Annotated in this window: 22 protein-coding genes; 16 read left to right on the top strand and 6 right to left on the bottom strand. The window is 64.5% G+C overall.

The annotated features are described in order from the left end of the window. The first annotated feature begins 19 nt into the window (after window positions 1–19). The 13 genes from nuoD to VN934_07510 all read left to right on the top strand — a co-directional run bounded on the left by nuoD (window position 20) and on the right by VN934_07510 (window position 16,484). Window positions 20–1,210 carry an NADH dehydrogenase (quinone) subunit D gene (nuoD, locus tag VN934_07570; GenBank protein ID HXM18659.1) on the top strand — a complete coding sequence of 397 codons (1,191 nt, stop codon included), beginning with the start codon at window positions 20–22 and terminating at the stop codon, window positions 1,208–1,210. Further along, complete coding sequence (locus VN934_07565) at window positions 1,207–1,701, top strand: NAD(P)H-dependent oxidoreductase subunit E (protein ID HXM18658.1); 495 nt, start codon at window positions 1,207–1,209, stop codon at window positions 1,699–1,701. The genes nuoD and VN934_07565 overlap by 4 nt, the downstream gene beginning before the upstream one ends. Beyond that, the gene (nuoF, locus tag VN934_07560; protein ID HXM18657.1) at window positions 1,701–2,990 is read left to right on the top strand and encodes an NADH-quinone oxidoreductase subunit NuoF; all 1,290 of its coding nucleotides are present in this window, start codon (window positions 1,701–1,703) and stop codon (window positions 2,988–2,990) included. Before VN934_07565 ends, nuoF begins: the two co-directional genes overlap by 1 nt. Further along, window positions 2,987–5,380 (top strand): NADH-quinone oxidoreductase subunit NuoG, encoded by a 2,394-nt coding sequence (gene nuoG, locus VN934_07555; protein HXM18656.1) that lies wholly within the window; start codon window positions 2,987–2,989, stop codon window positions 5,378–5,380. The genes nuoF and nuoG overlap by 4 nt, the downstream gene beginning before the upstream one ends. Next, window positions 5,377–6,387: an NADH-quinone oxidoreductase subunit NuoH gene (gene nuoH, locus VN934_07550; GenBank protein HXM18655.1), complete on the top strand. Its 1,011-nt coding sequence runs from the start codon at window positions 5,377–5,379 to the stop codon at window positions 6,385–6,387. The genes nuoG and nuoH overlap by 4 nt, the downstream gene beginning before the upstream one ends. Beyond that, window positions 6,380–6,871: an NADH-quinone oxidoreductase subunit NuoI gene (gene nuoI, locus VN934_07545; protein HXM18654.1), complete on the top strand. Its 492-nt coding sequence runs from the start codon at window positions 6,380–6,382 to the stop codon at window positions 6,869–6,871. Before nuoH ends, nuoI begins: the two co-directional genes overlap by 8 nt. 12 nt (window positions 6,872–6,883) lie before the next feature. Beyond that, complete coding sequence (locus VN934_07540) at window positions 6,884–7,393, top strand: NADH-quinone oxidoreductase subunit J (GenBank protein HXM18653.1); 510 nt, start codon at window positions 6,884–6,886, stop codon at window positions 7,391–7,393. A 1-nt stretch (window position 7,394) separates the two neighbouring features. Beyond that, window positions 7,395–7,703, top strand: a complete 309-nt coding sequence (gene nuoK, locus VN934_07535; protein HXM18652.1) for an NADH-quinone oxidoreductase subunit NuoK — start codon at window positions 7,395–7,397, stop codon at window positions 7,701–7,703. Further along, window positions 7,703–9,631 carry an NADH-quinone oxidoreductase subunit L gene (gene nuoL / locus VN934_07530; protein ID HXM18651.1) on the top strand — a complete coding sequence of 643 codons (1,929 nt, stop codon included), beginning with the start codon at window positions 7,703–7,705 and terminating at the stop codon, window positions 9,629–9,631. The genes nuoK and nuoL overlap by 1 nt, the downstream gene beginning before the upstream one ends. A 3-nt stretch (window positions 9,632–9,634) precedes the next feature. Next, window positions 9,635–11,101, top strand: coding sequence for an NADH-quinone oxidoreductase subunit M (locus VN934_07525; protein HXM18650.1), 1,467 nt, complete (start codon window positions 9,635–9,637; stop codon window positions 11,099–11,101). Next, a complete protein-coding gene (locus VN934_07520; GenBank protein HXM18649.1) occupies window positions 11,098–12,531 on the top strand; it encodes an NADH-quinone oxidoreductase subunit N in 1,434 nt (477 codons plus the stop codon). The genes VN934_07525 and VN934_07520 overlap by 4 nt, the downstream gene beginning before the upstream one ends. A gap of 68 nt (window positions 12,532–12,599) precedes the next feature. Next, entirely contained in the window at window positions 12,600–15,515 is a 2,916-nt protein-coding gene (locus tag VN934_07515; protein ID HXM18648.1) for a PKD domain-containing protein, read from the top strand. Between the two features lie 138 nt (window positions 15,516–15,653). Then, window positions 15,654–16,484, top strand: coding sequence for a hypothetical protein (locus tag VN934_07510; protein ID HXM18647.1), 831 nt, complete (start codon window positions 15,654–15,656; stop codon window positions 16,482–16,484). A gap of 31 nt (window positions 16,485–16,515) precedes the next feature. Here VN934_07510 and VN934_07505 read toward each other — a convergent pair whose 3' ends face one another. The 3 genes from VN934_07505 to rfbC are packed head-to-tail and all read right to left on the bottom strand — an operon-like array spanning window position 16,516 to window position 18,621. Beyond that, window positions 16,516–17,934 carry an amino acid permease gene (locus VN934_07505; GenBank protein HXM18646.1) on the bottom strand — a complete coding sequence of 473 codons (1,419 nt, stop codon included), beginning with the start codon at window positions 17,932–17,934 and terminating at the stop codon, window positions 16,516–16,518. Continuing rightward, window positions 17,934–18,125, bottom strand: coding sequence for a hypothetical protein (locus VN934_07500; protein ID HXM18645.1), 192 nt, complete (start codon window positions 18,123–18,125; stop codon window positions 17,934–17,936). The genes VN934_07505 and VN934_07500 overlap by 1 nt, the downstream gene beginning before the upstream one ends. Then, window positions 18,112–18,621 (bottom strand): dTDP-4-dehydrorhamnose 3,5-epimerase, encoded by a 510-nt coding sequence (rfbC, locus tag VN934_07495; GenBank protein HXM18644.1) that lies wholly within the window; start codon window positions 18,619–18,621, stop codon window positions 18,112–18,114. Before rfbC ends, VN934_07500 begins: the two co-directional genes overlap by 14 nt. 90 nt (window positions 18,622–18,711) lie before the next feature. Between rfbC and VN934_07490 the strand changes: the two genes are divergently transcribed. Next, a complete protein-coding gene (locus VN934_07490) occupies window positions 18,712–22,218 on the top strand; it encodes an AAA family ATPase (protein ID HXM18643.1) in 3,507 nt (1,168 codons plus the stop codon). On the opposite strand, the gene VN934_07485 is transcribed toward VN934_07490, so the two are convergent. The 3 genes from VN934_07485 to VN934_07475 form a co-directional block, all read right to left on the bottom strand. After that, on the bottom strand, window positions 22,151–22,357 hold the full coding sequence (locus tag VN934_07485) for a hypothetical protein (protein ID HXM18642.1): 207 nt from the start codon (window positions 22,355–22,357) through the stop codon (window positions 22,151–22,153). The two genes, VN934_07490 and VN934_07485, sit on opposite strands and share 68 nt — an antisense overlap. A gap of 73 nt (window positions 22,358–22,430) precedes the next feature. Then, complete coding sequence (locus VN934_07480; protein HXM18641.1) at window positions 22,431–22,979, bottom strand: YceI family protein; 549 nt, start codon at window positions 22,977–22,979, stop codon at window positions 22,431–22,433. Continuing rightward, window positions 22,976–23,236: a UBP-type zinc finger domain-containing protein gene (locus VN934_07475; protein ID HXM18640.1), complete on the bottom strand. Its 261-nt coding sequence runs from the start codon at window positions 23,234–23,236 to the stop codon at window positions 22,976–22,978. The genes VN934_07480 and VN934_07475 overlap by 4 nt, the downstream gene beginning before the upstream one ends. A gap of 301 nt (window positions 23,237–23,537) precedes the next feature. Between VN934_07475 and VN934_07470 the strand changes: the two genes are divergently transcribed. Both VN934_07470 and VN934_07465 read left to right on the top strand, forming a co-directional pair. Further along, a complete protein-coding gene (locus VN934_07470; GenBank protein HXM18639.1) occupies window positions 23,538–25,046 on the top strand; it encodes a hypothetical protein in 1,509 nt (502 codons plus the stop codon). Next, window positions 25,046–25,453, top strand: a complete 408-nt coding sequence (locus VN934_07465; protein ID HXM18638.1) for a hypothetical protein — start codon at window positions 25,046–25,048, stop codon at window positions 25,451–25,453. The genes VN934_07470 and VN934_07465 overlap by 1 nt, the downstream gene beginning before the upstream one ends. The last annotated feature ends 135 nt before the right edge of the window (window positions 25,454–25,588 follow it).

Below are 25,588 nucleotides of genomic sequence, written 5' to 3'. Positions count from 1 at the left end.
TTTCGAAAACAATCCAGACATGAGCGTCGCGCCGGGGGACGAGCGCGACACGCTGGTGCTCTCGATGGGCCCGCAACATCCCAGCACACACGGAGTGCTGCGCGTGATGCTCAAGCTCGATGGCGAGACCGTGGTCACAGCGGAGCCGGAGATCGGCTACCTGCATACCGGCATCGAGAAGCAGACCGAGAACTTGTTCTGGCAGCAGGCCATCACGGTCGTCGACCGCGCCGATTATCTCGCGCCGCTGTCGAACAGCCTCTGCTACGTGCTCGCCGTCGAGCGATTGCTCGGCATCGACAACATCCCGGCGCGCGCTCAAGTCCTTCGCGTCATGTTCGCGGAACTGACGCGCATCGCAAGCCACCTGGTGTGGCTGGGCACCCACGCCATGGACCTCGGCGCGCAATCCATCTTCATGTACGCCTTCGAGATGCGCGAGCGCATCCTCGACATCATGGAATTCGTGACCGGCGCGCGCATGCATCAATCGTGGTTCCGCATCGGCGGCTTGGCGCTCGACGTCCCCAAGGGCTTCCTCGCGCGGATCGACGATTTCATCGGCCGCTTCCCCGAGCGCCTCGCCGACATGCGCCGCATCCTCGAAAAGAACATCATCATCATGGACCGGCTGATCGGCGTGGGCAAGATCAGCGCCGAGGAAGCGATCGCGTGGGGCCTCACCGGCCCGATCCTGCGCGCGAGCGGCGTCGCCTACGACATCCGCAAGGCGTTCCCGTACTCAGGCTACGAGACGTACGATTTCGAGATCTGCACGCACGCAGGCGGCGACTGCTACTCCCGGTTCGTGGTGCGCCTCAACGAGATGCACGAAGCGTGGCGCGTCATCAAGCAGGCGCGTGAGAAATTTCCGGGTGGACCCGTGGTCATCGACGATCGCAAGATCGTGCCGCCACCCAAGACCGAGATCCAGCACTCGATGGAAGCGCTCATCCATCATTTCAAGCTGGTCTCATCGGGCTTCAACGTCGAAGAGGGGCATGTGTATCAAGCGGTGGAGGGCCCGCGCGGCGAGATGGGGATGTACGTCACGAGCGCGGGCGGCAACAAGCCGTGGCGGGTGCGCTGGCGACCTCCCTCGTTCTACAATCTGCAAGCTCTGAAAAGACTCGCGCCGGGAAATCTGGTGGCCGATGTGGTCGCGATCATCGGAAGCTTGGATCCGGTCTTCGGCGAGGTCGATCGATGACGCCCGAACGCGCGCAGCGCGGCAAGGAACTGGTCGCTCGCTATCCGCAAGCGCGATCGGCTCTCATCCCCTTTTTGCAGTTCTGCCAGGAGCAGGACGGCTACGTGACCCGCCAGGCGATCGACGATGCGGCGGAGCTGGTCGATCTCACCGCCGGCGAAGTCGAATCAATCGTCTCCTTCTACACGCTGCTGTTCAAGCACCCCGTTGGGAAGCACGTCATCCAGGTCTGCCGCACGATGTCATGCATGCTGCGCGGCGCTGACGAGCTGCAAGCGCACGTCAAGCGGCGCCTCGGCATCGGCCATCTGCAGACCTCCGCGGACGGCATGTTCACGTACGAGGAGGTCGAGTGCTTGGCGGCATGCGATCGCGCTCCGTGCCTGCAGCACAACCTCGAGTTTCATTACGATGTGACGCCCGCCGATTTCGACACGCTGGTCGAGCGCTGGCGCCGCGAATCGCCCTCTCCCGTCATGCCGGCGCAGTGATGCTGTTCGAACCCGTCTTGATGAAGGGCATCGGCGAGCTCGACCTCACCGACATCGACGTCTATCTCAAGGGCGGCGGATTCCAGGCCATGACCAAAGCGCTCAAAGAGATGACGCCGGAAGCGGTGGCGGGCGAGGTGAGCGCGTCCAACCTGCGCGGTCGCGGCGGCGCGGGCTTTCCGACCGGCCGGAAGTGGAGCTTCTTGCCGAAGGATGGCCGGCCGCGCTATCTGGTCTGCAACTGCGACGAGGCGGAGCCGGGCACGTTCAAGGACCGCATGCTGCTCGAGAAGACGCCGTTCCAGATCATCGAGGGGCTCATCATCTCGGCGTATGCGATGAATGCGGCGAAGATCTTCATCTATATCCGCGGCGAGTTTCTGGAGGGTTTTCGCGTCTTCGCGCGCGCGCTTGCCGCGGCGTACGAACGCGGATTCGTCGGGAAGAGCATCGACGGCACGGATTTCTCCGTTGACATCGTGATGCATCGGGGGGCCGGCGCGTACATCTGTGGCGAGGAGACCGCGATGCTCGAGTCCATCGAGGGCAAGCGCGGCGAGCCGCGCCTCAAGCCGCCGTTTCCGGCCAATGCCGGGCTTTACGGCATGCCGACGGTGGTCAATAACGTCGAAACGATCGCCTACGTGGCGCACATCATCGAACGCGGCGCTAAGTGGTTCGCGGCGATCGGCCCGGAGCGATCGCCGGGCCCGAAGATCATCTCGGTCAGCGGTCACGTCCAGCGGCCGGGCAATTACGAAGTGCCGTTGGGCATCTCGGCGCGCGAACTCATCGAAGAATACGCCGGCGGCTTGCTGCCCGGGCGCAGACTTAAAGCATTTCAGCCGGGGGGCGGCTCATCGGCCGCGCTCTTCGAAGAAGACCTTGCGACGTCGCTCGACTACGAGTCGCTCGCGGCCAAGAAGACGATGCTCGGCTCGGGCGGCTTCGTCGTCATCGACGACAGCGCGTGCCTCGTGCGTTCCGCCTATACGCTGGCGCGTTTTTACGAACACGAGTCCTGCGGGCAATGCACGCCGTGCCGAGAGGGCGGGCAGTGGGTCGCGCGGATGGTGGGCCGCCTCGAAGCCGGCGAGGGCTCTGAAGAGGACTTGCGCATCCTGGGCGTCATCAACCGGACCCTCACCGGCACGAACTTGTGCCCGCTGGGCGACTCGATCATGCCGTTCCTCGCCTCGGTGCTCGCGCGCTTCCCGGAGGAGTTCAAGGCGCACCTCAGCATGGCGCGCTGTCCGTTTCGCAGCGCCAGCGAGGTTAGTGCCGCGTGAGCGACGCCGCCTCGAAGAAGATGGTCAAAATCGTCATCGACGGCCAAAGCTTGAGCGTGCCCGACGGCACGCTTGTCGTCGAGGCCGCGAAATTGCTGGGCACGCAGATCCCGGTCTACTGCTATCATCCCAAGATGGAGCCGGCAGGGTTGTGCCGCATCTGCCTGGTCGAGATCGAGAAATTCCCGAAGCTGCAGATCGCCTGTGCGACGCGCGTCAGCGAGGGCATGGTCGTGCACACGATGACGCCGGCGGTCGCCGAAGCGCGCAAGGGCGTTCTCGAATTCCTGCTCCTCAATCATCCGTTGGATTGTCCGATCTGCGACAAGGGCGGCGAGTGCGATCTGCAAGATTTCACCATGGAATATGGTCCGGGCGCAAGCCGCCTCACCGAGCCGAAGCTGCACAAGCCGAAGCGCGTGGATCTGGGTCCGACGATCGTGCTGGACGAGGAGCGCTGCATCCTGTGCCGGCGCTGCACGCGCTTCGACGCGGAGATAGCCCAGGAACGCAACCTGGTGGTCGTCGAGCGCGGCGTTGATTCGCTTATCGCGACCCGCGACGGCAGCGAGTACACTTCGTATTTCGCCGGCAACACCACCGAGATATGCCCGGTCGGCGCGCTCACGAGCAAGGCATACCGCTTCCGCGCGCGCCCCTGGGACCTGGGCCACGCCGATTCGGTGTGCACGCAGTGTTCGGTCGGCTGCAACTACCGCATCGACTCGCGCTTCGGCCGGATCATGCGCACGTATACCCGCGAGAACGATCGCGTGGACGGGGGCTGGATCTGCGATCGCGGCCGCTATACTTTCAACTACCTTTACGAACCGACGCGCTTGCGCAAACCGCTGATCCGGCGCGACGGCCGGCTGCAAGAGACGACGTTCGCCGAGGCGATCGCCTTCGCGGCGCGCCGCTTGTCCGACGCTGCTCGCGAAAAGCGAGTCGGCGTCATCGGCGGCGGCCGGCTCTCCGACGAAGAGGCCTTCGCGCTTCAGCACTTCGCGCGCACGGTGCTCGGCACCAACAACATCGATCACCGGGTGCACCAGCAGAAGTTCGCGTCGCCGGCTCGCTTCGGCGCGCAATTGACGGACATCGACGACGCTTCGCTGATCCTCGTATTCGGCGCGATCACGCCGGAGCAAGCGCCGATCCTCGACCTGCGCATCCGCCGCGCTGTGGCGCGCCATCATGCCAAGCTGGTGTTCGTCGGACCGCATAGGCCGGAGTTTTTCGTGCCCTTCCGCCACATCGAGTACGCGCCGGCCGAGATCGTCGGCCTGATGGAGCAGCTCGCCGACACCGTGCACCACGGCAAAGAGGCCGGCGGCGGTTTCGTTTCGGAGCTCGCGCAGCTGTTCGTCAAAGCGGAGAAGATCGTCGCGATCCACAACGGCCGCAACCCCGGCGCGATCGCCGCGTTGGAGCACCTGGTCGAAATACTGCGGCAGTTCGACCACCAGGCGGGCATCTTAGTGGTCGGCGCCACGGGCAATGCGCGCGGCGCCGAGGCCGCCGGCTGTCTGCCCAACCTTCTTCCCGGCTATGTGGTCGCGGATCATGCCGGCATGACGACCGGTGAGATGCTGGCCGCGGCGGCAAGCCGCAAACTCGACGCGCTGCTGATCCTCGGCGCCAATCCGGCGCTGACGTTTCCGGACGGACTGCTGGCGCGAAAAGCTCTTGCAAGCGTGCCGTTCCTCGCGGTCGCCGATCAAGCGCTCACCGAGACGGCGACCTACGCGCACGTGGTCTTCGCGGCGGCTTCGTTCGCAGAAAAATTCGGACACGTCACCAATCTTGAGGGCCGCCGCCAGGCGTTTCGGCAGGCGGTCGAGCCCCCGGTCGGAACGGCGGACGACGCGCAGATCCTCGCGGCGCTCGCCGCCGAAGCGGGCCAGGCGGATGCGCTCTCCAGCGATCCGGATGTGCTGTTCGCGCGCTTGCGCGAGGCTGAAAGCAAAGGCGCCGATGGCAAGGGTCCGCTCGCGCGGCCGAAAGTCGAGGACGTTTCCGGATTTCGCTCGGAACACTACATAGGTTCCGGCGAGCAGTTCGCGATCTTTCAAGTACCCCACCTATATGCCGGCGGCGGTGCGAGTGCGCACGATCCTGGGCTCGCGCCGATGCGCCCCCGGCCGTTCGCCATACTGAATCCAGCCGACGCGGCGGCGCTCGGCGTCCAAGCCGACGATCGCGTCACGCTGTCCGGACGCGGCGGGGCGATCGATGTCGAGGCGCGGGTCTCCGCCAGCGCTCCGCCGGGCGTCGCGCTGGTGAGCGCGGACATGCCCGAAGCTCCGGTCAACAAATTGCTCGATGCGTCGGGCTCGGGCACGGCCAGCGTCGCGAAGTCCAAACTCGCGAGCGAGGTCTCTGCGTGACGCCGCTTCAGCTGTGGGTCTTGATCATCGCCATCAAGGCCGGCGTCTTGATCTTCGTCGTCGTCACGGCGTTCGCGTACCTGATGCTGTTCGAACGCAAATTGCTGGCGTGGTTCCAGCTGCGCGTGGGGCCGATCTGGTGCGGGCCTTGGGGACTCATGCAGCCCGCCGCCGACGCGGTCAAACTGGTGCTGAAGGAAGACCTGACGCCGCAAGACGCCGACCCCTTCATCTATAAGATAGCGCCCGCGCTTGCCGTGTTGACGGCGCTGCTCGCATACGCCGTGATCCCATTCGGGACGTTTCCTGACGGCTCGCCGATCTCAATCGCGAACCCCAACGTCGGCATTCTGTACCTGCTGGCGGTCGGTTCGATCGGCATCTATGGCATCGCGTTGGGGGGCTGGTCCTCGCAGTCGAAGTGGCCGCTGCTCGGCGCCATCCGCGCCACTGCGCAGATGATCTCCTACGAACTCGCCATGGGACTTGCGATCGTCGGAGTGCTGCTGCTCGCGGGCACGACCGATATAGCGGCCATCGTCAACGCGCAATCAAAGCATCACGTGTGGTTCATCCTGCCGCAGATCGTCGGCTTCGTCATCTACGGCATCACTGCCACCGCGGAGACCAACCGCGCCCCGTTCGATCTTCCGGAGGCGGAGACGGAGCTGGTCGCCGGCTTCCACACCGAGTATTCAAGCCTGCGCTTCGGCACGTTCTTCGTCGCTGAATACGTCAACATGATCACGGTCTCGGCGATCGCGACGCTGCTGTTCCTGGGCGGCGGCGACGGGCCGTTCGTCCAGCAGGTCCCGTGGCTGACCATCCTGTGGTTCGTCGTCAAAGTGGGATTGCTGCTCTTCGGTTTCATCTGGCTGCGCGCGACGCTGCCGCGCTTGCGTTACGACCGCCTGATGGCCTTCGGATGGAAAGTGCTGCTGCCCGTCGCCATCTTGAACCTGCTCGTCACCGCGACGCTGGTGGCGCTGGGAGTCGTGCATGCTTAACGCTTTGTGGGGCATCATCGCCGGCCTCGCCACGACGCTGAAATACCTCTTCATGAAGAAGTCAACCATCGATTATCCGCGCGAGGCCTACCCGCACCCCGAGCGCTTCCGCGGCGTGCACGAATTGCGCAAATACGACGACGGCATGGAGCGCTGCATCGGGTGCGAGCTGTGCGCAGTGGCATGCCCGGCGAACGCGATCACGGTGATCGGCGCCGAGAACGACCCGGCGAAGCCTGTGTCTCCGGGCGAGCGCTACGGTTATCGCTACGAGATCGATATGCTGCGCTGCATCTTCTGCGGCTGGTGCGAAGAGGCGTGCCCGACCGACGCCATCGTGCTCACGCCGCGCTTCGACATCGCGGACTACACGCGCGACCGGTTGGTCTTCGGCAAAGACAAACTTCTCGTGCGCGATCCGTTCACGCAGCATCTGGCGAACACGGAGAGCGCGGTTGAGACCGATCCGGGCGTCGTGCCGTAGCGTGGACGCTTCATGATCGCGCTCTTTTGGATCTGCGCCGCGGTCGCTCTGATCTCCGGCGTGGGCGTCATCGCGAGCCGGCAACCCGTGCATTCGGTGGTGGGCTTGATCGTCAACTTCGCAGCGCTGGCGGTGCTGTTCTTGAGCCTGTCCGCCGACTTCTTGGCGATGATCCAGATCATCATCTACGCAGGCGCCATCCTCGTCCTGTTCCTTTTCGTCATCGCGCTGTTGACCGTCGGCGCCCAGCCGGTCGAAGTCGGACCTGGGCGATTGCAGTTCCAGACGTTGCCGTCGGTCGTCGCGGGCCTGTCGGCGCTCGTGGTGATGGGCCTGAGCGTGCGCGGCGCAGGCTGGGGTCCCGCGGCCGCGTCGGCGCCTGCAGATTTCGGCAGCGTCGCCACGTTCGGGGGCGAGCTGCTCACCACGCACCTCTTCGCGTTTGAAGTGACCGCCTTCATCTTGCTGGTCGCCATCATCGGCGTCGTGCTGATGGCGGGGCGCAAGGAGGTGCGCTTCTAGCATGCCGCAGGTCCCGCTGTCGCTCTATCTCGGTCTGTCCGCGGCGCTGTTCGTCATCGGCGTCATCGGTTTTCTGCTGCGCCGCAATCCGCTGACGATGCTCATGGCCATCGAACTGATGTGGAACGCCGGCAACCTCGCGTTCGTCGCGTTCGCGCGTGATTTCGTGGATATGTCGGGCCAGATCTTCGTGTTCATCGTCATCACCGTAGCGGCGGCTGAAGCGGCGATCGCGCTTGCGATCGTGGTGATGGTGTTCAGACGGCGTCGCGAGGTGGACGTCGACGACATCTCGGTGCTGAGAGACTGATGGATCAGTTCGTCTCGATCGCCGCGCCTCTCATCTTGTTCTTGCCCCTCATCGGCGCGGCGGCGATCACCATCTTCGGACCATACGTCCATCGGTACGCTTGTGCGCTCGTCGCCAATCTCTCGATCTTCTTGTCCTTCGCGCTGACCGCGGCGCTTGCGATCCTCACCTTTCGCCTGGCGCCGGAGCAGCAGGTCGCCTACGCGCATAGCTATGCTGACGGTTTTTGGGCGCACCTGCCCTCGTACTTGAACATCTCGTTCCGGCTGCTCACCGACCCGCTCGCGCTCATCTGGATGCTGATCATCACCGGAGTCGGTTTCCTCATCCACTTGTATTCGGTGGGCTACATGGCCGAGTCGAAGAACTACCGCACGTTCTTCGCGCACATGAATCTCTTCGTCTTCACCATGCTGCTGCTGGTGATGTCGGACAACTTCTTATGGCTTCTGGTGGGCTGGGCCGGCGTGGGCCTCGCCTCATACTTGCTGATCGGTTTTGACACCGACCGGCCCGCCGCGGTGGTGGCAGCGCGCAAAGCGCTCATCATGAACGTCATCGGCGACGTCGGCATCATGGTCGCTATGTTCCTCATGTATGCGCACACCGGCAGCGTGGCGTTTTCCAACGTCTTCGCAGCGGTAGGGTCCATCCCGACCTCGGCGCTCGATTGGATCGGCATCTGGCTTTTGGTGGGCGCCGTCGCCAAGTCGGCGCAGCTGCCGCTGCACACATGGCTCCCCGACGCGATGGAGGGGCCGACGCCCGTGAGCGCCCTGATCCACGCGGCCACCATGGTGACGGCCGGCGTGTATCTCGTCGCTCGCGCACATCCTATCTACGACCAAGCGCCGCTGGCGGCGGAGATCGTCGCGGTCGTCGGCGCTGCCACGGCGCTGTTCGCCGCCACCATCGGCTGCGTGCAGTACGATATCAAACGCGTGCTGGCGTACTCGACGATGAGTCAGATCGGCTATATGATCTTGGGCGTGGGCGTCGGGGCGTATGCCGCGGGCGCGTTTCACTTCATGACGCACGCCTTTTTCAAGGCGCTGCTCTTCATGGCGGCCGGCATCGTGATCCACAACCTCGCGGGGGAGCAGGACATCCGCAAGATGGGCGGGTTGGCCAAGCGCATGCCGTTGGCATACTGGACGTTCCTGATTGGCACGCTCGCCATCGCCGGCATTTTCCCGTTCGCCGGCTTCTTCTCAAAAGACGCCGTGCTCGATGCTGCGCTGCGCCTGAACCATCCTTGGCTCTTCGGTGCCGGCGTCGTGGCCGCCGGCTTGACGGCGTTCTACATGTTCCGCCTTCTCTTCGTGTCTTTTTTCGGCCAATACCGCGGCGAGCATGAGCCGCATGCCGGCAAAGCGCGAAGCATGACGATCCCGGTCGTCATCCTTTCGGCGCTGTCGATCGCCGGCGGCTGGCTCGTGTTTCCCGGTCACGACGCGCTCAGCGGCGCGCTCTCCGCCACGTTCGCGGATGCGCGCTTGCCCCAAAGCATGGCCGAATTCAACTGGCTGCTGTCGCTGGGCGTGCTCGCACTGGCACTCGCCGGCGTCGGCGTGGCATACTATTTCTACCAAGCGAATCCGGCAGCGCGCGAGCGGGCCCGAGCCGTCCTGGAGCCCGTGCGCACACTGGTTTTCAACGCGTATTACATCGACGCGCTGTACCATTGGCTCTTTGAGAAGCCGGCCTACGCGTTGGCGGACGCGTTCGCGCGCTTTGTCGAGCCCGCCGCGATCGGCGGCGTGCCCCGCGCGTTTGCCTGGATGGCCACGCTGCTCGGGGGCCTCTCCCAAAAATGGGAAACCGGCTACTTGCGGCGCTACGGCCTGACGATCGTGGTGGGCGTCGCCTTGTTGCTGCTGTGGTACCTCTACGTCACGCGCGGTTCGCTGGCGGCCGGGACGCTGTAGATCATGTTGATCGACGTCATCATCTTCTTGCCGCTTGCCGCCGCGCTCTTAATGCTGCTGATCCCGAGGACCAGCAGCGGCGTGCTCAAAGCCGCGGCGCTCGCGGGCAGCCTCGCGACGTTCATCCTGAGCGCGCTGGTCGTGCCGTTGGCGCCGAACGGCGTCACGCAACAGGTCGTACCGTGGATCACGAGCGGCGTGGTCGCCTCGTATCACGTGAGCCTGGGCGGCATCAATGTGTTCTTCGTCCTGCTGACGACCTTCGTGGCCGTCCCCGCGGTGTGGGCAGCCTGGACCTACGCCAACGCGACGCGCTTGCGCGGCTATCTGATGCTGTTGCTCGCGTTTGAGTGGACCCTGCTCGGCTTGTTCACCGCCGGCAACCTTCTGCTGTTCTACATCTATTGGGATCTGATGCTGATCCCCGTGTTCTTGCTGCTCGTCGGTTATGCTGTCTCTCCGCAAGCGCGCCGAGCGGCATGGGGCTATCTCATCTACAATGGCGCGGGCGGTTTGATCTTGCTTGCCGGCGTCATCGGGCTGGTCGTGCAGACGCACACCTTCGAGGTGGTCGGCGCCACGTCCGGATTGCCGGCAGGGCTGGAGTGGTGGTTGTTCGCGGCGTTCGCGTTGGCGTTCCTCATCAAGACGCCGGTCTTCCCGTTCCATGCATGGATGCCCGACACGTACACGCAGTCGCCGCCGCCGCTGGTCGCTATGGTCTCCGGCGTTCAGAGCAAGGCGGGGCTCTACGGCTTGATCGTGTTCGCGCTGCCGCTCTTCCCGAATGCCGCGCATGCATGGGCGCCGCTGCTCCTCGTGCTGGCGGTGTGCAGCGTCGTCTACGGCGCTTTCGCTGCGCTCGCGCAGAACAACGCCAAGACGCTCGTCGCGTTTTCTTCGCTCTCGCATCTGGGGCTCGTCATCTTGGCGCTGTTCGCCTTCAGCTTCTCGGTCGTGCAGATCAGCGTGCTCATGATCGTCAGCCACGGTCTCATCTCGGCAGCGCTCTTCTTGCTGTTGGGGTTCATCGAAGAGCGGGTCGGCACGTGCGAGCTCGGATCGTTCGGCGGCTTGAGCGTGCGCGCGCCGCGCTTCGGCGTCTTCATGCTGATCGCGTCCATGGCGGCGCTGGGGTTGCCCGGCTTATCCGGATTTGCGGGCGAGTTTCTCATCTTCCTGAGCGCCTGGCAGACGCAACCTGTGTTCGTCGCGATCTCTCTCGTCTCGGTGGTCATCGCCTGCGTCTACGTGTTGAAGCTTTTCCAGTCGTCGATGCATGGACCTGAGAAGCTGCCCGCCGGGGCGGTTCGTGATGGGCTCGAGCTGCGACCGCGCGAGTTCGCCCTCGTCGCACCGCTGCTTGCAGCCATCATCTTCTTGGGGCTGTGGCCGGCATGGCTGAATGATCGCGTGCCCGCCTCCAATGCGGTGACCCAGGCGAGCGCAGCGAGCATGGAATCTAAATGATGACAAGCGTCGGCGTCGACTATTCGATTCTCGCGCCGGAGCTCGCGCTCGCTGCCGCAGGCTTGCTGGTGCTGCTCCTCGATCTGATCCTGCGCAACGCGTCGCGCTGGCTGCTGTACACCACCGGGATCATCGGATGCATCGCGGCGTTCGCGTTCATGCTGCCGCTCTACGGCAAGACGCAGTCCACCCTGAACGGAGCGTTTGCCAACGACAAATTCTCGTGGGGCTTCGACACGCTGCTGGTATTGACGCTGGCGGTGGTTTTTCTGCTGTCATCGCTCAAACGCGCGGAAGACGGCGGGAACCCCGCCTCGTACGCGTCGCTGCTGATCCTGTGCACCATCGGCGGCACGGTGATGGCGGGCGCGACGAATCTCATCGGCATCTTCCTAGGGATCGAGCTGTTATCGCTGTCGCTTTACGTGCTGGCGGGTACGGGTTTCCCGCGCGAGTCGTCGCAGGAGGCGGCGCTGAAGTACGTCATGCTCGGATCGCTGGCGTCGGGGTTTCTCATCTACGGTTCGGCTCTGCTGTACGGCGCCGGCGGCAGCATCGCGCTCTCAGCCTTGACCAAGGCTGCGGCGGTCTCTTCGCCGCTGTTCATCGCCGGTTTCGCTCTCTTCGTCGTCGGATTGGCGTTCAAGCTCGCGCTCGCGCCATTCCACCTATGGACGCCCGACGTCTACGAGGGCTCGCCGTTGGCGGTGACGGCGTTCATGGCTGTGGCCGTCAAAGCCGCTTCGTTCGCGGTGCTGGCGCGGGTCGCGTACACGGTCTTCGGCCACGCGAGCGACGCGCTGATACCGCTATGGGCGCTTGCGATCCTTTCCATGCTGGTCGGCAATCTCGGCGCCATCCGCCAACGCAACCTCAAACGGCTGCTCGCTTTTTCAAGCATCGCGCAGGCCGGTTACGTCGTGGTCGCGCTCGCTGGAGTCGGCGCAAGCGGACTATCGTCGCTGCTCTTCTATCTGTTCGCGTACGCATTCATGAATTTGGGCGCGTTCGCGGTCATCGGGCTTGTCGGCGACGGCAGCGAAGCCTACGCCGACATCGATGCATATCGCGGACTGTTCTTCCGGCGGCCTTGGGTCGCGGCGGCAATGGCTCTTTTCCTGATGTCGCTTGCAGGCATCCCCGGCACCGCCGGCTTCTACGGCAAGGTCTTGCTGCTCGTGCAAGGCTTCACGGCCGGGCCGTGGGGCGTCGCCCTGGGCATAAGCTTGATCGCCGGCACGCTCGTGTCGTTCTACGTCTACTTCAAAGTGATCTGGCAGATGTTCGTGCCGGTCGAGGGTGAAGCGCCGCAGATCGCCGACGGCACAGCGGCGTCATGGCTTGCCGTCGGGCTTGGCGCCGCCGGCGTCATCGTGCTCGGCGTGTTGCCGCAGATGTTCTTCACCTACGTGGTGGCTGCTCCGCCGTAAAGGATTGGCCGGGCGATGATGGAACTGCGAGCGCGATTCCACCGGGTGCGCCAGGGGCAGGTTGTATTGTGAAGACTGTCGCGTGGTGTCTTTTGGCTCTCGTGTCGTGCGGCGCGCTCGAACCCGGAATCGCAGCAGCCGCTACGCACTCGGCGGATGCGGTCGTCATCAATCGCCAGATCACCACGCCGTCGCGGGGCGCGCCTGTTCCGGCGCCGAGCCGAGTAAACCCGACGTCGGTTGCGCCGACAATGCGAACCATTCTGGCCGCCCCGGCGCCGGTGCTGACGCTCACCGCGAACACAGTCGTGGCGCTTGTCGGTCAAACGATAACCTTCGCCGCGTCGGATACGGCCAACACCGACACCTCTCTCTCTTTCGGCGACAGCACCGCCCCCGTTTTCTTGGTCCCGCCATACCCTGTCACGACCACCCATGCCTATAACGCGGTGGGTACGTACACCGCCGTCTTGACCGAACCGGCCTGTGGATTGAGCTGCGCCAGTGCCGCTCGACTGACGATCACCATCGTGGATCCGGCGAGCTTCTCGCTTACCGCGACGCCCACGACCGCGTTGGCCGGGCAGCCGGTACGCTTTCACGCCTCGAACAGCGGCCGATCGTTGCCGTCCGAGTTCATCCGATTCGGAGACGGTTCGGCGGCTCCGGTTCCGACGTCGAATTTCTTCGTCAACCACGCCTACGCCGCGCCCGGCACGTACACCGCGACGCTGCACGCCAACAACACTGGGCAGGATGTCGTGCTCGCGCGAGCCGTGGTGCGCGTTCAACCCAACCTGACCCGCGTGCCCATCGGACAGATCTATTCCGCCGTGCTCGCCGAATCGCCGGTCTTGGCCGGCAGCGATGCCAACATCATCTTGACCTATCGCATCAACTCCCCGCTCGTCGTCCGCTTCGACGGGCTTACGTCGCTCCAGGCGATCGTCGAGCTCGACGACGCGCGCGGTCACGTGGTGCGGCGCGCTGATCCGGTCCCGCTCCGAATCGCGCAAAGCGCCATCAACGACGCGCAGACGACCCTGATCCCCTACTCCGTGCCGATCGATGCCGGCGGCGCGTATCTGCTGCGCGTCTATATCAGCGTGGATGAGGGCGGGGTCGTGGCGCTCGGCCACCCGCAGCCGCTGACGATCATACCGGGTCCGGACCCGGGCCCCGTCGTCAAGTCTCAATTCCGCGCGAACGGCACGGCCGAAACGCGCGCGCCCGGCGCGGCCGGCGGAGCCAACGTGAACCTTGGCCTCACGACGGCGGTGCAGTGGCCGTACGATCTGCTGTCGCTGACCGGCACCTTTGATCCAACTTCCAAGCGAATCGACGCGCTGGCGACTTTGCAATCCGCGACGCCTGCGCCGCTCACGGCGCCGGACGCGACGCCCGGGCCGGGGCAGATCAATCCGGTGACGTCGACGCCGGGCACGTCAAGCGGCTCGCCGGCGCCGACCGTGAGCAGCACGCTCGCACCTGGCGGCACGCCGCCGCCTACTGCGACTCCCACTCCTTCGGGCACGACCGAGCCGACGCCGGGACCCGTGCATACGCCCAAACCTCCGGTTGCGTATCGTTCGCCTACGGATGCGCCGGCCGACCGGCTCGCTTTCGCGCCGCCAACCCCGACGCCGGTCAAAACAGGTACGCCCGCTCCCGGCGCGAGCGCAGCTCCCGCAACGATCGAGACGCCTGCGCCGACCCCGGCACCGCAGCCCGCCGCCACACCGCCGCCGCTGCCCAGCTTGCAGTTCAAGGACGTGCTCGGACGCACGGACGTGGACTTGCCCGCGCTGATCGGCGGCAAGGAAACGCTGCGCGGCCTCGACGCGACGTACGTGAAGACGAGCGGTTGGACGTTCCACGGCGGCGCCGGATACGCGCAGCTTGCGAGCCAAGCCACCACCGAACGCACCGGCCAACTTTTCGACATCGCCAAGAAATGGGGGCCGAACAGCGCTGACGCTTTCCGCGTCGCCTACACGCGCAGCCAGGACAACGTCAACAAGTTCGTGCCGACGAGCGGCCTCAATCCGCTGGACGTCCGCGCCGGCGTGTTCGAGTTCACGGATGCGCTGACGCCGCACTTGACGGCGACGCTCACCGGCGGCAAGTCTTCCACGCGCGACGAGCTCGGAGCGACCCCGAGCCTGAGCGATGCTTCGGACAAGGCGCTGCTCGCATACGCGGTCGGCTCGCTGACCGCCAACTACGAATACCACAACGGCGGGCCGGCCTTCGGCGCCGGCAACGGAGCGTCGGCGCAATTCGATCGGGCGGGAAGCACCGCATCGGTGGCGCTTCCCACCTCGATGATCTCGAACGTGACGCTGCTCTGGGGCCGTGACGATCAGCGCTCTGTTCTCAACCACACATCGACCGGCAGCGTTGTCTTCAGCATGACGCCGGCGAACGCGCCGACGCTGAATCTGGCGCTCGAGCGAGATCGCGCCGTGGCGGCGGGCATCGACAACACGACGCGCATCGGGCACATCGTGCTCGTGCGTTCCGGGATCACCGCGGACTACCAGCTCACTTCGGCGGTGAACGGAACAAACCCGGATCAGAACTCGCTGACGCGCAATGCGAGCCTGCTCTATGCGCTGACTTCGGGAGCGCATGTCATAGGGCTTGGGCTCGTCGGCACGCAGACCGTCAGCAGCACGTCGTCCGCGACGCTCAACGAAAACGCGAGTTACAGTTTTACGTTCGGTGGGCGACCTGCGCCGCTCGGTCAAAGCATGGGCGGCGTGACGAGGAACTTCCAGATCCAGATGAGCGCCACCAATATGAACATGCGCGGCGCAGCAAGCGAAGGTCACACGCTCAACCTGAGCGGCTTACTCACGTGGCACCTGACTCCGCAGTTCGCGCCGGGCCTCGAGGTCGTGTCGCAACACCACTACGATAACGATCCTGCGTTGAACACGCAGTCGTCTTCAATGCGTTTACGACTTGACGTCACGATCTAGCTGTCCCGCATAGGCGACCGGAACGCCAGGGCAAGGCTCGGACGACGCGAAAGTGCCGACAACCGCGGGCGCTGTGCATATCACACGCCGCGGGTAGCTTTTCCCAAACAAAAAAATCTTCTGGAGGTCATCCTCGCGATGCGTTTGTTTGGTGTCTTATCGACCTGCCTGCTCTTATGCAGCGCCTCGCTTGCCCAGGCAGACCCGGCGTCGGCGCCGGAAGCCGGCGCGGCGCTGGCTCATCGCGTCGGAGATGTTCTTGACTACACCTTGACGGGTAACGTGGCGCAGGCGATCGTCGGGCGCGACGCCTACGGACGCAAGGTCGATCAGGCGGCGATGCCGACGACGCTCAACGGCAGCGAACACGTGGCCATCAAGGACATGACCTCGCTCGGCATCAGCTTATATCGTTCCGGTCAACTCGTCGCCGTCGTGTCCGGCGGAAAGCCGGTCAAACACCCCGGTTCGGGTTGGACGCTGGTCCGCGATGACGGCACGATCGCGCGCGATAACGGCAATCTCGGCGGCGTCTTTCTTTTGCCTTTGGTCTTTCTCGGTGAGAATGCGGTTAACGACGGAGCCGCGCTGCGAGTCGGCGATCGTTGGTCGGCGAAGCTCGGCACCAAACTCTTCGGCATGACCGCGCGACCGACGATACGCTACGCGGTGGATTCGCAGCACTTGTTGCTCGGCGTGGAAGTCTTCAGCCTGTCCGGCGAAGGGTCGGCGCCCATGAAGGAACCGGTCTACTCCAACTCAGGCGAGCCGCTTGGCTATGCGACGGGCACGGCGCGCGTCACGGTCCGCTGCGATTACGATCGCGTCAATAAGCGCATCATGTCCATCGAACTCGACATCACCGACAGCTTGCATCTGACCTCGGGCAAGAAGACATTCGGCACGGTGAGCGACCGCCAGCGTTATTTGGTCTCGCTCGAGCCGGCGACCCTCTCCTCCAAGATCTAACGTAGCCACGGAGCTTTAGCTCCGTGGCTCTTTAGCCCCGTGTTTGCTGCGCCCTCCGCTCCACGCTATTGCGATATCCGTAGAGCGCGTACACCGCCAAGCCGATCAGCATCCACACGCCAAAACGCGTCCACACGATCCAATTGGTTCCATAGAAGACGAGCACGAGCGAGAGGATGACGCCTATCGCAGGAAAGACGGGCACAAACGGTGACCTGAAACGCCTTGGCCGATCCGGCTGAGTATAGCGCAGGATGATGACCCCGATGCTTACGCATATGAACGCAGCAAGCGTGCCGATATTGACGAAATCGAGCAGCGTGTTGAGGTCGAACATCGCGGCGAGCACACCGACGACGACGCTCATGATGATGGTCATGCGCGCGGGCGTGCGGAAGACGGGATGGATCCTTGCGACGCCCTTGGGCAGAAGACCGTCGCGCGCCATGACGTAGAAGATCCGCGCCTGACCGACGAAGGCGGTGAGGATGATGGACACCGCGCCAAAACCCGCCCCCCAGTTCATGATCCATGCGTAACGGCCGAGCCCAACCGTCTGAAATGCGCTCGAGAGCGGGGTGTTTTCGCTCACTTGCGTGGCCGGCACCATGCCGGTGAGCGCGATCGCAACCGCCACGTAGAAGAGCGCTCCGATGCCCAACGCCCCAAGAATCGCGATCGGTATGTCGCGCTGCGGGTTTTTCGCTTCCTCTGCCGTAGTGGTGGTCGCGTCAAAGCCGATAAAGGCGAAGAACACGATGAAGGCGGCCCCGATGACACCTTGGGTGCCCCAGCCGTGCGTTACGAACGGGTGCAGATTGGCCGAGTGGAAAAATGGAATGGCCGCCAGCACGAAGAGGACGAGCACCCCCATTTTTATGACGACGAGTCCGGAGTTGGTGTGGGCCGACTCGCGGATGCCGGCCGCCACGAGCACGCCGACGAGCACGCACGAGAGAAAAGCGAAGACGTCGAAGTACGTGTGCTGTTCAGGCGAAAAGAAGGCGGTGGCCCATAGCGGCAGGTGCACGTTGAATCCGGCGAGCCACTGCTGCAAGTTGCCCGAAAGGATGTTCGCGTCGGGTGCCGCCGAAAGCGCGTATTCCAGGATCAGGTTCCAGCCCACGATCCAAGCCACGAATTCGCCCAGTGTCGCGTAGGTATACGTATACGCGCTTCCGGCCACGGGTACCATCGACGCGATCTCGGCGTATGCGAGAGCCGCGAACACACACGCCAGCCCCGCCAGGATGAAGGAGAGCACGACGGACGGGCCGGCGTAGGTGTGCACGCCGAGACCGATGGTCGCGAAGATGCCGCCGCCCACCATGCTGCCCAGTCCGAACGCGATGAGCGCCCACGGCCCCAGCGCCCGGCGCAGCGTCGGGCCTTGTATTTCCTCGGTCTCTTTGGTGAGCGCGTCGATCGACCGGGTGATGAATAGGCCCATCAGCTGTTCTTCCTCAACTCGAGCGACAACCTCATCAACGCCTTGGTGATGCGGCGCAGATCGCTCGCCGCGATCGCCTTCGGCGTCTTGGTGCCGGATTCGAGCGCCTGTATGCGGCGCTCGAGGTCGACGACGTGTTCCCCCAGCGCGGCCGCCAAGTCGGCCACGCGCGAGAGCTCAGGCCGCGGCATCTTTTGGCGACAAGAGCGGCTCGCCTTCAATCGGCCATTCGATCCCCACTGACGGGTCTTTCCAGCTGAGCACGCGCTCGTGTTGCGGGTCGAAATGCGCGCTCATCTTATAATGGAAGATGACCTCATCGGACAGGGCCAAGAAACCGTGTGCGAAGCCCTTGGGCACGTAGACCTGCATGTGATTGTCGCCGCTGAGATCAAAGCCTTGCCACTGTTTGTAGGTGGGCGAACCTTCGCGCACGTCTACGATGACGTCGTATGCGCGGCCGACCAGGACCTGGGCCAGTTTCGCCATCCGCATGTCGTAGTGCATGCCTCGCAAGACGTTCTTACGCGAGCGAGACACGGCATCTTGCACCCATTCATCAGCGATCCCGAGCTCTTCGTACTTTCGCCGCGCATACGTCTCTTTGAAATAGCCGCGCGCGTCGCTGAAAACATCAGGCACGAAGAGGTGGGCGTCGGCGAACTTGGTGGGCTTGACGACGATCATCCGGGCCCGCCCTTAGACCCGATATGGAACCGGACCTTCACAACGGACCTTTAGGTCCGTTGAACGAACTTTTGACCCTCGGGGGCATCTTTGATTCGCGCGGACGCAAACGGTTTTCGCATCCACTTTTTCGGCACGCCGCACTTCGAGTTGGTCGGCGCTCCGTTTCCGTTCGCGGGGCCGCCAAAAGCGCTGCCGCTGCTGGCTTACTTGCTGCTTCACCGCCAGGCGCCGCTTTCGCGCGACGCCGCAGCGTTTGCGCTTTGGCCGGACGACGCCGAGGAGACGGCGCGCGCAAACCTGCGACGCCATCTGCACATGGTGCAGCGGGCATTGCCGCCTCGCGCGGATGCAGCCTGGATCTTGGCCGACGGCGATTCGCTGCGTTGGAATCCGAACTCGCCTGCGTGGTTCGATATCGCCGAGTTCGAGCGTTGCTTAAAGGACGACGACTTGTTGCCCGAAGCGGTCGCGCTGTATCGGGGTGAACTGCTCGAAAACCTCTACGACGACTGGATCATCGAACACAGGAACCGCTTGCGAAACGCATACCTGGGGGCGCTCGACCGCATCGTCGTGAACCGCCGTCGCTCGCGCGATTTCCACGGTGCGGCCGAGTACGCCGCGCGCATGCTGGTCAGCGACCCGTGGCGAGAAGACGCGCTGCGTCAGCTCATGAGCGCGCGTTACGAGCTCGGCGATCGGTCCGGAGCACTGCAAGAATTCGAGTCTTTCCGGCGGCGGCTGCGCGAGGAGATGGAAGTCGACCCCATGCCGGAGACGGTCGCCTTGCGCGACATCATCCTGCGCGGTGATCCGCTGCCCGGTCCGGCCGCGACGATCGAACTGGGACCGAAACCAGGACGGCGTGAGACGCGCGCTATTCTTCCGTTCGTGGGCCGGTCGGCCGAGACCGCGTTCCTGCAAGAGCATTGGAACCGCGCGGTGGCCGGCGCGGGAAGCCTCGTCCTCATGGGAGGCGAGGCGGGGATCGGCAAGTCTCGATTGGCCGGCGACTTCGCGCTTGCGGTCGAGCGCGAAGGCGGACGCGTCCTTTTCGGAGCGACCAGCTCGCCGGAGGGCGCGCCGTATCAGGCCGTCACCGACGCCCTGCGCTTCGCGCTGCCGCTCGTGACGGCGCTGCGCATCGAACCGGTTTGGCTAGGCGCGATCGCCCAGCTCGTGCCGGAACTGCGCGCGCAGCGCAGCGACATCCCGCCGGTGCAGCCGAGCGCGTCCGATCGAGATCGGCTGCGCCTCTTCGAATCGCTGGCCGTGACGCTCGCTGCGCTCGCGCGATCGCGGCCGCTGCTGCTGATCTTGGAGGATCTCCATTGGGCGGGCGAAGCCACCATCGCTGCGCTTGAGTTTTTGGCACCGCGCTTTTCGAACGCGCGCATTCTCGCGCTTGCGACCTATCGCGATGACGAGACGCCGCGCACGCACATGCTGCGCCAACTCCGGCACCGGCTGCAGCCCAAAGGCATCGCCGATCACTTGACGCCCGCGCCGCTGGGCGTCGAAGATCTCAGGACGATGTTGGCCGCCATCCCGACACTTGCGTCGGAGGCCGAAAGCCTCGCCCCGATGCTGCTGGCGCAAAGCGAGGGCAATCCGCTGTTCGCGGCTGAGATCGCGCGCGACTGGGCGGACAGCCGGCCGGACGTGGCGCGGATCGGCGAAGCGCCCGCGGTTCGCGCGATCATCGCGGCGCGGCTTGCGCGCCTGTCGCCTGACACGCGCGCCTGCGCCGAAATCGCCTCCGTCGCGGGCCGCGGCTTTGACGTGGATCTCGTGCGCGAAGTGTCCGGCTGGCCCGAAGACCAGGTGCTGCGGGCGTTGGATGAACTCGTCGACCGCGCGATCGTGAGGGAGAGCTCCGGACGCGCGCGCTACGCCTTCGCGTTCCGCCATCAGCTGATCCAACAGACGCTCTACGACGCGATCTCGCCCGACGTCCTCGTCCGGCGACATCGGCGCACCGCCCACGCCATCGAGGAGCTTTACGCAGAGCGGCGCGATGAGCTCGCGGCCGATCTAGCGCGCCATTACGAGCTGGGCCGCGAGCCCGAACGAGCCGCGCTATGGTATCTTGAGGCCGGCAAGCGCGCCGCGGATGTCTTCGCGCACGCCGAAGCGGAGGCCGCGTTGACCCGGGGACTTGCGTTGACGCAAGCCGACGAGATGCGCTTGGAGTTCGTGTCCATGCGTGAAGCCTGCCGCAACCACATGGGCGATCGATCGGGCCAGCGTACCGACATCGACGAGTTCGAGCGGCTGGCGGACGGCTTGGGCGACGGCGATGCGAAGTTCGACGCGACGCTGCGCCGGGTTCGGCTCGAGCGCTCCCTGGGCGAGCGCGACCGGGAAGCGGCGGCGATCACCCAGCTCCAACGTCTGGCAGGCGATGATCGGCTGAAAAAAGCCCGGGCTTTGCTGACGGCTGCCGAGCATGCTTCGCTGCTCGGCCAAGTCGAGCTGTCGATGAAGCAGGCAGCGCACGCGCTGGACCTTTTCGGCAGCCGCCCGGATGCGGTCGAATGCCTGTGTCTTCTCGCCGAGCAAGCCTCTCACCACGGATCGATCGCAGAAGGCCGCGCCTACTTGGATCGGGCGCGAGCGCGCGCGGCCGAGCATTCAACGCTGCCATTGATCGCGCGTGCGACGATGACCGCCGGAACGGCGGCGCTCATCCAACAGCGCTTCGCTGAATGCATCGACCTATGCGTCGCGGCGCAAGAACTGCACCGCGCCATGGGCGACCGTGAGGGTGAGGCGGACGCGCTTGGCCGCCAAGCGTCAGCGGCGCTGCGGCTTTTCCGGTTCGATGAGGCGCGGCGCGCGAATAGCGCCGCGGCAGCGATTTTCCAGGCGATCGGCAAGCGTCAGGGGCTCGCGTTGCGCCGCGTGAACGATTGCATTCTTGCGATGCGCCTAGGGATGTTCGAGCAAGCCCGCGAGGGGGCAACAGCCGCAATGGCATTGTTCGAAGACCTTGACGATCTGCGCGGCCGCACGGTGGCCACGGTGAATCTGAGCGCGCTCGAACTATGGACCGGTCATCTGGCGGCTGCCAAGAGCCTGGCGCGCAAGGCGATCGAGCTCGCCCGCGAGCTGAAAAATCCGACGATGGAATCCGCGGCGCTCGCGAATCTCGGCGCTGCGGAGCGTGACCTTGGCGAAGTGAGCGAGGCGATCGTCCACATGGAGCAGGGGCTTGCGCTGCGCCGGGGCATCAGCCGTGCCGCAGACAACTTGCAAGATCTCGCCGACCTTGCCCTTGGCTATGTTCAGGCGCGGGATCTCAAGCGCGCGCAAGAGGTCGCCGACGAGATGATAGCGGCTGCGGAGGAGTCGACGGAGGGCGCCATGTGGCCGCAATATGTGTTCTTGGCGGCGGCTAAAGTCTACAAGAGTCTCAAGAAGCCGGCCCGGGCGGGCGTTTTGATCGCGCGCGCCAGGGCGGCGCTTGAGAAATTCGCGGCCGCTGTCCCGGACGATGCAGTCCCAAGTTTTGGGGAGCTTTGGTTCAATCGGGAGATTGCGACCTTTGGTGCTCGAGCGGCTCGGGCGCGTCGCCGGTCCGGAGCGCGATGAAGTCTATCAGATCGGCATATTTGGTGAAGCTCAGCCGCTGATGCGACTCGACATCCTCGACCGAACCGCGCCAGGCGGCTTCGCCGGTCGAGGCTTCGCGCCACATGCGCACTACGAAAAGATGCTCGGAACGTTCCATCGCCGCCTCCAGGACCAGCCTACCATCGGCCCGTCCTGCAGCCGTCCGAGAGTCGGGGACCGTGCTAGCCCCGCTAGTCTTTGCGGACCGCCTCGACGTCGAGCGTGATGTCCAGATAGTCGCCGACGACGACGCCGCCGCGCGCCATGCTATCGTTCCAGCTCACCTTGAAATTTTGCCGGTTGATCCGCGTCGTGGCGAGGAAGCCTGCCCGCTGACGCGGCCCCTTGTTCACGCCGTCTTCCCACCACGGCGTTTCCCACTGGCCGAGGTAGGTGACCGCCAGCCCGACCTCGCGGGTGATGCCGCGGATGGTGAGGTCGCCGATGACGTGAAAATCGATCTTGCCGACGACCTCCACGCGCTTGCTGTGAAACTCGATCGTCGGGTGGTGTTCGACGTCGAGGAAGTCGGCGCTGCGGAGGTGCGCGTCGCGCGCGGGTTCGCCGGTCCACACCGTCTCGGCCTTGATCACCGTGTCGATCTTCGTCTTGGTCAGGTCCTCGGGGTCGAACTCGAGGTCGCCCGAAACGTTCTTGAACTGACCGCGTACCCAGGTCACCATCATGTGTCGCGCGCGGAACTCCGCCGCCGTGTGACCGGGCTCGAAAAACCACTTCACTCCCACATCACCTCATCGACATAGCACCATTTCCAATGCTCCCCCGGCTGAAACGAACGTATGATGGGGTGCTGCGTCTTGTGGAAATGTTTCGTCGCGTGCTTATTCTTGGAATCATCGCAGCATCCGACATGTCCGCATTCCAAACATTCGCGCAAGTGGACCCAGCTATCGCCCATCGCGAGACACTCCTCGCAGCCCGCCGCGCTGGGCGTGACTTTGTGGATGTGATCGAGATGCGTGCATTCGGTCGGCATGACTTTCTCCTTGACCCCACCTATGGCGACGCACGAGGCCGCACCTGCCATCCTTACGAGGGGGGCGAACTTTCGTTCGGTGCGGTTTTGCGGCAAGGAAAAGCTTTCTGTGACGGGAATGCCTCCGGCCACCTCGCGCCGATAATTGGAGATCCCGATGAAAACTAGTTCATCAAGGGGCTCTGGCCATCTCTATTGCTTGCGTGCTCTCGCTATCGCCTTGGTGGTGGGCGGTTTGAGCGCATGCAGTGGAGCATCCAACCCCGTCATGCCTCCGGGGCCCGGAATCACACCTCAGCGAATGGCGAAAGTGACCTTCACGGTCCACTGGCCGGCGCCCAAGACGCTGTCCATCACGCCCAAGTATCTGCCGGCGACTGCGCGCAGCGTCAGCGTTGCCGTCAACGGCGGAACGGCTCAGTTCGTCAACGCGCCCGCGACGACGATCGTCATCGATGCGCCCGTAGGCGTCGATACCTTCGCGTTTGCCAGTTATGACGCGCAAAATGGTCAGGGTAACGTGTTGAGCCGCGCGTCGATCACGCAGAACATCGTCGCCGGCACTGCGAATGTCATTTCTGCGACGCTCAACGGCGTCATAGCCTCGCTCGCGATTTCGCTGTCCAACCAGAGTCCCAACGCCGGCGTACCGGCGACGGTGAACGTCAATTTAGCCGCTAAGGACGCGGATGGGAACGTCATCGTGGGGCCCGGCGACTACAGCGCCCCGGTCCACCTTGCCATCAGCGATCCGGCGAACAGCGGCACGCTGGCGCTGTCAGCAAACAATATTCCGAACTCGGCAACCACCGCGACGTTGACGTATAACGGCGGTACGCTGTGGACCGCCGATATCGTCGCCACGTCCACCGGCGTCGCCACCGCTTCGACGACATTCGCGCCGAAGCCGACGTTCTACCAATTCTCCATCCCGGTCGCGGCCAATAAGCCTCAGTGGATCGCCGCCGGTGCCGACGGCAACATGTGGTTCACCGAATCCCCCGGCAACGCCGTTGCCCGCATCACCCCGGCCGGCGTGGTCACCGAGTTCACAGTCCCCACGGCGTCGTCGGATCCGCGGGGGATCGTCGGCGCTGCTGATGGCAACTTGTGGATCACCGAGTTCAACGGGAGCAAAATCGCCAGAGTGACGACCGCCGGCGCGTTCACCGAATTCAGCACTCTGTTCGCGTCCGACGGGCCCCAACTGTTGGTGGATCGCGGCGACGGAAACGTCTGGTTCACGGGCAACGTCGGCAACCACGTCGGATTCCAGGGTTTGACAAGCGGCGTCTCCGGCGAAACGACGATTCCGACGGCGAATTCGAAGCCGTTCGGCATCGCAACCGCACCCGATAACAATCTCTACTTCACCGAGAACGCGGCCGACCAGATCGGGCGGATCCCGATGCTCTTCGGCGCCATCACCGAGATCCCACTGACAGTGGGTTCAGCGCCGTCGGGGATCGTTCGCGGGCCGGACGGCAACGTGTGGTTTACCGAATTTGGGACCAGCAGAATCGGACGCCTCGATCCTACGAGTTTCACGGTTACCGGTGAGTTCCCGACGGTCACGGCGACCGCGAACCCGCTCGGAATCACCGTCGGCAAGGACGGCGCGCTGTGGTTCACCGAGAGCGGATTGGACCGGATCGGCCGCGTCACCACCGGCGGCGTCGTGACCGAATACACCTCGCCGGTCATCGGACTAGGAGTGAAGGGAATCGCGGTAGCACCCGATGGTTCACTGTGGTTCTGCGAGCCCGGCACGGGTCTCAATCCGGGCCGGATTGGAAAGCTGGTGTACTAATGAAGACATCATTTGGAATGCTGGCGTTCGTCGCCGTGCTCGCGTTCGCCGGTTGCACCGGCAATGAGACCACGACGGTCGTCACGCCTAACGGCGGCGCGGGGCTCACCGTCCAGTCAGGCGGCGGAGCACCCGGGTCGGCGATCAACGTGAACTTCACCACCGCCGGTTCGCAACAGACCTTCGTGGCCGTTGAAGGCGGCTTCACGCAAGCCTTCACGATCGCGAATACGTGCAGCACCGGACCGGTCGCGAACCTCTCGCCGGCCACCGCGAACGGCCCGAGCGCTCAGTTCACGCTGGCATCGGCGAGCGCGGGCAAGTGCTCCGTCACGATCAGCGACGGGTTCGGCCATGCCGCCGTCGTCAACGTGACCGTGACGACCACATCTGGAAGCGTCCAATAGACCCTACAGGTCTCACACCAACGGAGCCCGCGGTCGCACGTCGGCCGCGGGCTCCCGTTTACCGTCCCGGTGCGGCGCCGGGGGTGCGACGATTGCAGCACTGCGGGCGCCAACATCGTCACGAGTGCATAACCG

Origin of the sequence: Candidatus Tumulicola sp. (genome assembly GCA_035601835.1) — a bacterium.
In the GTDB taxonomy this organism is placed as follows: domain Bacteria; phylum Vulcanimicrobiota; class Vulcanimicrobiia; order Eremiobacterales; family Eremiobacteraceae; genus DATNNM01.
The sequence above is the reverse complement of the archived record's forward strand: the minus strand, read 5'-3'. Positions and strand labels throughout refer to the sequence as shown.

Coding starts and splice junctions, on each gene's coding strand:
- nuoD (HXM18659.1), top strand. CDS start 20: ATGAGCGTCGCGCCGGGGGACGAGCGCGACACGCTGGTGCTCTCGATG.
- VN934_07565 (HXM18658.1), top strand. CDS start 1,207: ATGACGCCCGAACGCGCGCAGCGCGGCAAGGAACTGGTCGCTCGCTAT.
- nuoF (HXM18657.1), top strand. CDS start 1,701: ATGCTGTTCGAACCCGTCTTGATGAAGGGCATCGGCGAGCTCGACCTC.
- nuoI (HXM18654.1), top strand. CDS start 6,380: ATGCTTAACGCTTTGTGGGGCATCATCGCCGGCCTCGCCACGACGCTG.
- VN934_07540 (HXM18653.1), top strand. CDS start 6,884: ATGATCGCGCTCTTTTGGATCTGCGCCGCGGTCGCTCTGATCTCCGGC.
- nuoK (HXM18652.1), top strand. CDS start 7,395: ATGCCGCAGGTCCCGCTGTCGCTCTATCTCGGTCTGTCCGCGGCGCTG.
- nuoL (HXM18651.1), top strand. CDS start 7,703: ATGGATCAGTTCGTCTCGATCGCCGCGCCTCTCATCTTGTTCTTGCCC.
- VN934_07525 (HXM18650.1), top strand. CDS start 9,635: ATGTTGATCGACGTCATCATCTTCTTGCCGCTTGCCGCCGCGCTCTTA.
- VN934_07520 (HXM18649.1), top strand. CDS start 11,098: ATGATGACAAGCGTCGGCGTCGACTATTCGATTCTCGCGCCGGAGCTC.
- VN934_07510 (HXM18647.1), top strand. CDS start 15,654: ATGCGTTTGTTTGGTGTCTTATCGACCTGCCTGCTCTTATGCAGCGCC.
- VN934_07505 (HXM18646.1), bottom strand. CDS start 17,934: ATGGGCCTATTCATCACCCGGTCGATCGACGCGCTCACCAAAGAGACC.
- VN934_07500 (HXM18645.1), bottom strand. CDS start 18,125: ATGCCGCGGCCTGAGCTCTCGCGCGTGGCCGACTTGGCGGCCGCGCTG.
- rfbC (HXM18644.1), bottom strand. CDS start 18,621: ATGATCGTCGTCAAGCCCACCAAGTTCGCCGACGCCCACCTCTTCGTG.
- VN934_07485 (HXM18642.1), bottom strand. CDS start 22,357: ATGGAACGTTCCGAGCATCTTTTCGTAGTGCGCATGTGGCGCGAAGCC.
- VN934_07475 (HXM18640.1), bottom strand. CDS start 23,236: ATGCCGACCGAATGCACGCATCTCGATCACATCCACAAAGTCACGCCC.
- VN934_07470 (HXM18639.1), top strand. CDS start 23,538: ATGGCGAAAGTGACCTTCACGGTCCACTGGCCGGCGCCCAAGACGCTG.
- VN934_07465 (HXM18638.1), top strand. CDS start 25,046: ATGAAGACATCATTTGGAATGCTGGCGTTCGTCGCCGTGCTCGCGTTC.